5 protein-coding genes and 1 pseudogene are annotated in these 8,616 nt (G+C 51.0%); 1 reads left to right on the top strand and 5 read right to left on the bottom strand.

Annotated features, from left to right (window positions below; translation table 11 throughout):
- Nucleotides 1-273: 273 nt before the first annotated feature.
- Together BN93_RS12810 and gltX are read right to left on the bottom strand one after the other, a co-directional pair.
- Nucleotides 274-1,494 carry a 3-deoxy-D-manno-octulosonic acid transferase gene (locus tag BN93_RS12810; RefSeq protein ID WP_044260838.1) on the bottom strand — a complete coding sequence of 407 codons (1,221 nt, stop codon included), beginning with the start codon at nt 1,492-1,494 and terminating at the stop codon, nt 274-276.
- A gap of 154 nt (nt 1,495-1,648) precedes the next feature.
- The gene (gene gltX, locus BN93_RS12805) at nt 1,649-3,166 is read right to left on the bottom strand and encodes a glutamate--tRNA ligase (protein ID WP_019188723.1); all 1,518 of its coding nucleotides are present in this window, start codon (nt 3,164-3,166) and stop codon (nt 1,649-1,651) included.
- A gap of 421 nt (nt 3,167-3,587) precedes the next feature.
- Here gltX and BN93_RS12800 point away from each other — a divergent pair, with 421 nt between their 5' ends.
- Nucleotides 3,588-4,601, top strand: coding sequence for a hypothetical protein (locus BN93_RS12800; protein WP_044260782.1), 1,014 nt, complete (start codon nt 3,588-3,590; stop codon nt 4,599-4,601).
- Nucleotides 4,602-4,712: 111 nt separating this feature from the next.
- On the opposite strand, the gene BN93_RS12795 is transcribed toward BN93_RS12800, so the two are convergent.
- The 3 genes and pseudogenes from BN93_RS12795 to BN93_RS12785 form a co-directional block, all read right to left on the bottom strand.
- Entirely contained in the window at nt 4,713-5,900 is a 1,188-nt protein-coding gene (locus BN93_RS12795; protein WP_019188720.1) for a glycan-binding surface protein, read from the bottom strand.
- A 42-nt stretch (nt 5,901-5,942) separates the two neighbouring features.
- Nucleotides 5,943-7,703: a RagB/SusD family nutrient uptake outer membrane protein gene (locus BN93_RS12790; protein WP_019188719.1), complete on the bottom strand. Its 1,761-nt coding sequence runs from the start codon at nt 7,701-7,703 to the stop codon at nt 5,943-5,945.
- A 15-nt stretch (nt 7,704-7,718) separates the two neighbouring features.
- A pseudogene (locus BN93_RS12785) lies at nt 7,719-8,616 on the bottom strand (SusC/RagA family TonB-linked outer membrane protein); the annotation flags it as partial.

The following is an 8,616-nucleotide window of genomic DNA, read 5'->3' as shown; positions in this document are numbered from 1 at the left end:
TTGGGGTGAGGCCAGTTGTAGGGTGGTGTGGATATAGGAGTAAGGCCAGTTGTTGGGCGGTGTGGAGTATAGGGCGAGGCCGGTTGTAGGTTAGTGTGTCGTATGGTGTTAGGCCAGTTGCGGTGCGCATGCGCCTAACAACGTTCGTTTTAAAAGCATACTACTCCCCTCTCCCCTTGGAGAGGGGCTGGGGGTGAGGCCAGTTGTTGGGTGGTGTGGATTTGGGGTGAGGCCAGTTGTTGGGTGCGTTGTTGTTTTTGTAACTGCCTTGTTTTATTTCAAAAACACCTTGTCCAGCACCTTGTCCGTTGCGCCAACCTGACTTTTCACGTACTCGGTAGACTTCTCCCCTGCTACCTGCACGCGCCACGGAGCCTCGATAAACTCGTCCATCAGCGCATCGAAGTGCGCTTTACAATCCACTTCAAAGCCGCCGCCGGCCACCATCAAGTCTTGTGCCTCTTGGAAACGCTGATTGTTTGGCCCGAAAATAACGGGAACGCCCCATACGGCAGCCTCCAAAACATTGTGTATGCCAACGCCAAAGCCTCCGCCAACATAGGTTACGTCGGCATAATGGTAAACGCTGGACAGCAATCCATAGCAATCGATAAGCAGACAATCGGCCTCGGCCACACTCTCGGGTGTGGCCTTCGAATAGCGAATGGTTTGCCCTTCAACCTGTTGTTCCAGCTGTTGCAGGTGCTCTTCGCTTACCACGTGGGGCGCAATAATCATCTTCCAATCAGACCGTGCGTTGAAGAAAGGCACGAAAATCTCTTCATCAGACGGCCAGCTGCTACCCGCAACAAACAAGTGCTTGCCCTGCACAAAATTCTCAATCAAAGGCAAATGCTTGCTGGCCTTTTGTATTTGCAGCACGCGGTCGAACCGCGTATCGCCCGTAACAGAAACATTGCGAATGCCTATCGTGGCCAACAAGCTGCGACTTTGCTCGTTCTGCACAAAGAAATGCGAGAAACAAGCAAGCACCTTTCCATAACTCTTGCCATACCAACGAAAGAAAATCTGGTCGGGACGGAAGATGCTGCTAACGCTATATGTCGGCACGCCACGATGCTTAAGGATGTGCAGGTAGTTGTACCAAAACTCGTACTTGATGAAAAAGGCCATCACGGGGCGCACCAGCCGCAAGAAACGGCGGGCGTTGAGCGGCGTGTCGAGCGGCAAGTAACAAACGATGTCGGCTCCTTCGTAGTTCTTTCGCACCTCGTAGCCCGACGGCGAGAAAAACGTTAGCAGCACTTTGTATTGCGGATGTGTGTGGCGCAACTCTTCGATAAGCGGTCGCCCTTGCTCGAACTCACCCAACGAGGCTGCATGAAACCACACGTATTGCGCACCTTCTTCAACATTGTTGCGCAATACGTCGAAAGCATCGCGTTCGCCTCGCCACATCTTCCGCACCTTGGTGCTGAAGAAACTGGCAACGGCAACGCCCAAAAGATAGATGTAAATGATGATGTTATACACGAGTGTAAGGTTTTTGATGGATGACGTTTGGCGTAACTGCGTGGCCCGCAGCACCTTTTGCGCAAGGCAATTGTCGTTCTGTCAACGTCTGTTCTACAGCCTGTTCAGCAGTTTACTTTAAACAAAGGGCAAGCGGCGCAATGCCGCACTTACCCTATTTCAACACCTCAATAGCCCTACGAAGTCGCGCCAAGGTTTCTTCTTTTCCAAGGAAAGCGCTGATGTCGAACATGCCAGGACCCTTGCCTTCGCCCACAAGTGCCAGGCGGAAGGCGTTCATCACGTCGCCCAACTTATAGCCCATGCTTTCTACCCAGGCAAACACTTCGCGCTCTTGGTTCTCGATGGAGAAGTCGTTCAGGCCTTCTAGCACGTTGCTCAATTGGGTCATCACCTCGGCCGAGTTCTCTTTCCAGCGTTTCTTCACCGTCTTCTCGTCGTATTGAACCGGCGCGATGAAGAAAAACGAGCACAGCGGCCACAGCTCTTTCACAAAGTTCACGCGGTCTTTCATCATGGCAACCACCTGCACAATGCGTTCCATGGGTTCGTCTATGCCGTTGTTGGCCACCATCGGCGCGAAAAGACTTGCAATCTCTTCGTTGCTCTTCTGCAAGATATACTCGTGGTTAAACCAAATGCCTTTCTGATAATCGAACTTGGCGCCGGCCTTAGAACAGCGGCTGATGTCGAAGGCCTCAACGAGCTGCGGCAGGGTGAACAACTCCTGTTCGGTGCCTGGGTTCCAGCCCAACAAGGCTAAGAAGTTTATCACCGCCTCGGGGAAATAGCCGCTTTCGCGGTAGCCCGACGACACTTCGCCCGTCTTGGGGTCGTGCCATTCCAGGGGGAAAACGGGGAAACCCAGCCTGTCGCCATCGCGTTTCGACAGCTTTCCTTTGCCTTCGGGTTTAAGCAATAGGGGCAAATGGGCAAAGCGCGGCATGGTGTCGGCCCAGCCAAAGGCTTTGTATAGCAACACGTGCAGCGGCGCACTGGGCAGCCATTCTTCGCCACGAATAACGTGAGTTATCTCCATCAGGTGGTCGTCTACGATGTTGGCCAAGTGGTAGGTGGGCAGTCCGTCGGCGCTTTTATACAGCACCTTGTCGTCTAAGATGTCGCTTTTAATCACCACGTCGCCCCGAATAATGTCGTTAACATGCACCTCTTCGCCGGGCATCACCTTAAACCGCACCACGTATTGCGTGCCATCTCCAATCAGCGCATCCACTTCTTCGGCACTCATCGTCAGCGAATTGCGCATGCCGTTACGGGTTTGGGCATCGTATTGAAAGTTTTCTATCTCTGCCCTTTTGGCTTCAAGCTCTTGCGGTGTGTCGAAGGCGATGTAGGCCTTGCCTTCGTTTAGCAACTGGTCTACATACTGTTTGTAAATCTCCTTGCGCTCGCTTTGTCGGTAAGGTCCATACTTTCCGCCGAAGGAAACGCCCTCGTCGAACTTTATTCCCAACCAGCGGAACGACTCGATGATGTATTCTTCGGCTCCTGGCACAAAGCGTTGCGAGTCGGTATCCTCAATGCGGAACACCAAATCGCCACCTTGTTGTTTGGCAAACAGGTAGTTGTAGAGTGCCGTACGCACTCCGCCGATGTGCAATGCCCCCGTGGGACTGGGCGCGAAACGCACCCTCACTTTTCTTTCAGACATATTATATATAATAGGTATGTTCCCCCCTGCGTGGGCGTTTCGCTTGTTGGTGCAACGCCTCTCGCCCAAGGGATGGCAATTATTTCATGCTGTTGTTTTCGTCTCGGCATACGCCCCGCGTTTTTACACGCATGGTAAGTATGGCCGCTAATTTGTGCAAAATTACCATTTTTATGCTTAACTAGCAAACTCTTTTACATAAAAGGGGAACGTAAGCGGCTGAAAAAATGTGTCATGCAGCAACCAAGGCTTATGCCACTTGCAACGCCAAAGCGTGCGGTTGACGGCCTTGCCAATGCCACAGCATGCCCATAAACGCTAACATATCGATAAGATTGTACTGGATTACGGCAAAATTGTATCAGCGAGAACAGAAGAAAATGCCTAAATTTGTAACATCTAACATAAACAAGAAACAATTATGAGAAAGCCAATTTTACTAGCTTCCTTTGCGCTCTTCACCACATTGAGCGCCTTCCCGATGAAAGAGATTGCCGGCGAGTTTCAACCTTGGGACGCCAATTGCCAGATATTGGGAAACAATGTTGCATTTATGACCGAGTGGAACGGTGTAACCTTCAAGTTCTTCGACAAAGACGGATGCGTGTTTGAAGGGGGAACAGACTTCTCGGAATACGACATGCTGGTGCTAAAACTCAAAGACGCCTCGTGCATGTTTAAGATTAAGATCGAATACACGGACGGAACGACACAACAAGACAGCTGGGGCGCGGAGCAAGCCATAACGCCAGGACTTCTCGTTGCCGGCATAGCCCTGAACCACGAGCATAAGAAGAACGTGAAAGACTTTGTTTTGCAAAGTGCCGACTATCCTGGAATGATTACCGTAGACAAAGTTATTGCTTGCACAAAGGCCGAATACGAGCAAATGTTGAAAGAGGAAAAGGCCAAGCGATTCGAACTGACTCTGAAAAAAGTGAACGAAGGTGGCGGGGCAGATTACGACCCTGCAACAAAAACCATCAGCATTAAAGACGACTGGGCGCATAAGGGATGGTACTTCAACGACCAATTTAGGGATTTCAGCCTCTTCAACCTGTTCGTCATTCAGTTTGCCCAACCAACGGCAACCGACGGTGAAATAGGCATCGAATACGATGGTGAAGGTGCCCAAACAACCACAAGCAGGTTTGAGGCAGGTGCTTCGCAGGTTAACGTGCCCTTATCTAAGGACAAGAACAAGCTGAGGCAGGTTTATGTAAAAGGGCCGTCGGGTGCCACGTTTGTGCTTAAAGGCGCACGCTTTGCAACCAATGGCGAGGTGACGGCCATTAAGCGCATCGACAAGGAAAAGACATCGGCCAACGCGCCGACACGTTATTACAGTTTGGACGGCAGAGAACTGAAACAGCCCACCAAGGGGTTGCACATCGAAAAGAAAAACGGTAGCGCACAGAAAGTGTTTGGAAGGTAACACGGCTGCTAGGGCATAGCAACATGCACGCCACCAAATAAGGCAGGCTCTGAATATCGTTAACGGTTCAGAGCCTGCCTCGGTTTTGTGCATTCCTTATTATATATGGTATTATCGTTTCTTCGCAAACCTCAGGTTGGCCAATGCAAAGTCGGCATCAAACCCATCGTGAGGTTGGTAAACGATGGTGAGGTCGTTGCTGCCTTTCTTCAATGTGGGTTGAGCATCGTTGTCTCTAAACCATGTGGCGGCATCTAGGGTTATGGTGCGCCACTCGCCGTTGGTATTTAATGATACGCCTTGGTCTGCCGGGTTCCAACGTAGTTTCATGTTGTCGGCACTTTGCTGGCTCCAGAAGATGAAATCGCCTGTGGGTATGGGTTTATCCTTGGCGGTCCAAACCTCGAACTTGATGCAATAGTTTTCCAAATGGTTCACCACATCAGCATCGTCGAGGTCGAAGTGCCCGGCGATGAGCGTATCCCAATTCCATGCCGAGTAGAGGTTCTTTCGCCTAAAGAAACATTTGCCAACAGGCGGAACGGGGTCGCCCTCGTTCGTTCCGTCGGTGAAATAGTCTTGCGAGGTCCATAGGTAACCCTTACCGAAAAGGTAATCCTTATCGTAACTGGCAAAGAGTTGCACGCCTTTGTCGCGATAAGGCAGGCGTATAGGTTGCTCTAACTTTGGGCTCGACATTACTATTTCTGCGCCATCGGCAGCATCTTCGGGTATGGTGAGCACAATTTTCTTGTCGTTTTTCTCAACAACCGTTAGCGGTTTGCCCCCTAATGTGAATGTGGCCTGGTTTGAAGTAAGCCCATATAGGTTGAAAAATTCTCCCATAACGGTGACATTACTACCCGGTTTGGCAAATTCGTTGTCCAGCCCCACAACCTTTAGTTTAGGGAAATCGACGGTGAAATTCGTGGTGGTTTCGCCCAAAGCGGTGCGTACGGTAAGGGTGTTCGTCAGCTTATTGGGAGCTTCGGCAGGTATGGCCACGTTTATCCGCGTGCGGACAGCATAAACGTCTTTGAGGTTTACCTCCACATCATTAAAGAGAATGGCCGTGGGGTGTGCCAAGTTGTCGCCGTGAATGGCAAGCCATTGGCCCATGCCACTTTGGGTAACCGTTTGGTTTAAATCGGTAACCGTGGTAATCTTCGTTATTGTAGGTGCGCCAGCGGCAGAGAAATCTTCCACGTCGGGATTGTCTACAATGTTTTGGCAAGCCATCATCGCCGTGGCAATGGCAAGCAAGCCAAGGTTTAAATGTTTTCTTATCTTTGCTTTCATTATCGTGCAATTAAAGGGGATATGTATCTTTGGGCAAAGCCGTTACCACCCCGGATTGTTTTTAGTTATGAACTTATTAACGCCCACTTCCGAACCGGGAATGGGGAAGAGCAAGTGTTTTTCCATCCTTGTCTTCACAATGTCCACCTCGTCTGTTCCGCCGATGGCGTTCATCACAGGCAGATAGATGCCCCACCTAATCAAGTCCCATCGGCGATCGCCTTCTTCGGCAAATTCCATTGCCCGCTCTTCCAACACAGCCGAGCGGAAAAGCACCTTATCGTTGATGTTGCCTACACCCGTAAGCGATTTGGGCGTGGCATTGCTGCGCACCCTTACGCGGTTAAGTGCATTAAGTGCTTCGGCGGTAGGACCATTGTTGGCCTCGTTGGCAGCCTCTGCATATATCAGCAGTACATCGGCAAAACGCAGGAAGGGGAAATATATGTCGGCCCGCTTTTTCGTTCTGTCGCTTACATAGGTGTATTTGGTGAGGTAGGCCAAGTAATTGTTATCGTTCTTGCTTTCGTAAGAAAGTCCATCGTTGAAGGGTGCTACGGGAGCCACCCACTTCCCTTCGTCATTGGTATAACCTTGGGCTTTTTTCTTCCATTCGTCGGTGTTGGGATAATAAGAACCGCCATGATAGTCTACGGCATGATAACGTTGCCAGCGGTGCATCACGCCTTTGGTTATGCGATAGTCTTGCGGTTCGAACAGCTTATACCAATGATTGCGCATGCCATGATGCAAGCCGTAGGTCTCGCCGGCCGTACCCAACACGCCCGTATAGCCCTCGCCGAACGACACGCCATAAACATCGTCGTTGGAAACGGTTTGCAAGCTCCAGATGTGTTCCACCTTATTGCGGTTGCCTATTGCCCAAAGTGCATCGTAAGGCAGTAAGTCGTACGAGCCGTACTTGCCGTCCATCACCTCCTTGGCCTTATCGCGCGCTAGGGCGAAACACTTCATGTAGTCTATCTTATCATATCCCGCGAGCTGCATTTTTTTGTGTTCGATGGCCACAGGATTGGTGTAAACCTTCTCGCCAGCCACTTTCTCGAAGGCCTTTCCGCCCCTTACGATAACCTTTTCGCCTGTGGGGACGGCACCCGAGGCCATGGTTAGGTAGACCTTTGCCAAGAGCGACGCAGCCGTTCCTGCCGAAACATGCCCCAAGGAGAATTCCCTATCGGTGTTCTTATAGAGCCGTTGCTCGGCCTGTTGCAGGTTGGCGATGATGTAATGGTAAACCGAGTCGATGGGTTGGCGTGGCTGGTGAATGTCGGAAAGTCCCGAATTGATGGTGTGATCACGAACGGGGATGGGGCCAAACGCCCTTACCAACAGGAAATAGGCGTATGCCCTGAGCACCTGCATTTCGCCAATGGCATTGTCTTTGCCTCGTGGCGTGGTGCCCGTCATGGCCTCAACGTTCTCAATTCCCAGGTTGCAGCGGTGTATGATGTTGTACATCTTCTCCCACATCTGCTGTGCGTGGTCGTCGTCTTGGAAGTTTCCCGACCCGAATTTGCCAAAGGCCCAGTCGGGACCGGTCATGTAATCGCAGTCGAAATCGAGCACATGGGGAAAGGCATCCCAGCGAAACACCTCGTAAGTGAGCGCGCTAAAGGCGCCCGTGGCCCATTGTTGTGCGCCTTCGTCGTTGTTTTCTATGTTCTTGTCGTTGACGAACGAGAAACCCTTCTCGTCCAACAGGTCTGCGCACGAGATGCAGGATGCGGCAACAAGCGCGCCCCACAAGCAAGCGGCAATATACTTAACAACTATCTTTTTCATAATGAAACTTCGTTTTTAGTAATCCAACTTAAATCCGAGGGCAAAGGTTCGGCTGCCCGGATAACAGTAATAATCCACGCCACGTCGCGATGCGTCCCATCCGAAAGCATTCACATCGGGGTCGGCTCCGCTATATTTGGTAATGGTAAACAGGTTTGTGGCACTGGCATATACATATATGTTAGAGATGCCTTGCCAATGTGGCTTGATGTTGTAACCCAAATTTAGGCTTTTCAACCGCAGGTAAGAGGCATCCTCCACGTACCTATCCGACACCTTCATGTCGCGGTTTCGCGTGGCTACGTTTTTGGGATAGCGGGCTGTTGCAGCCGTTTCGGGTGTCCACCTGGCCTCGTACGCACTGCGGGGGATGTTGCCAATGTCGTCGAGTCGAACGTCGCGCATGTTGGCGTTGAAGAGACTATTGCCCACCGAACCTTGGAAGAAGAAACTCAGGTTAAACCCTTTCCAACTGAACGTGTTGGTTATTCCGAAGGTATAGTCGGGCAAAGTCTTCCCTATTACGGTTTTGTCGGCATCGGTAATCACCCCATCTCCGTTGAGGTCTTTATACTTAACCTCGCCGATAACGAAACGTTTAATCTCGTCAGACGACATCCCCGCGTAGCTCTTGTTCATGCGGGCTTCGGCCTCGTTATCATAAAATCCATCTTCAAGGAAACCGTAAATGGTGCCGATAGGCAGTCCGTTGCGCTGGATGAACACCTTTTCCATACCGGCAGATACGCGTTCGGCAAAGCGGTCAGAGGAGAGTCCGCCTATCTCATTCTTGTTAAAGGCGATGTTCGCTTCGATGTTCCAATTGAAACCTTTGTGGTTAATGGCATTGAACTTCGCTGCCACTTCAATTCCCTTGTTCACCACATGGCCTTCGTTAGACCACATGTTGACG

Origin of the sequence: Prevotella conceptionensis 9403948 (assembly GCF_000312305.1) — a bacterium.
Classification (GTDB): Bacteria; Bacteroidota; Bacteroidia; order Bacteroidales; family Bacteroidaceae; genus Prevotella; species Prevotella conceptionensis.
The sequence above is the reverse complement of the archived record's forward strand: the minus strand, read 5'-3'. Positions and strand labels throughout refer to the sequence as shown.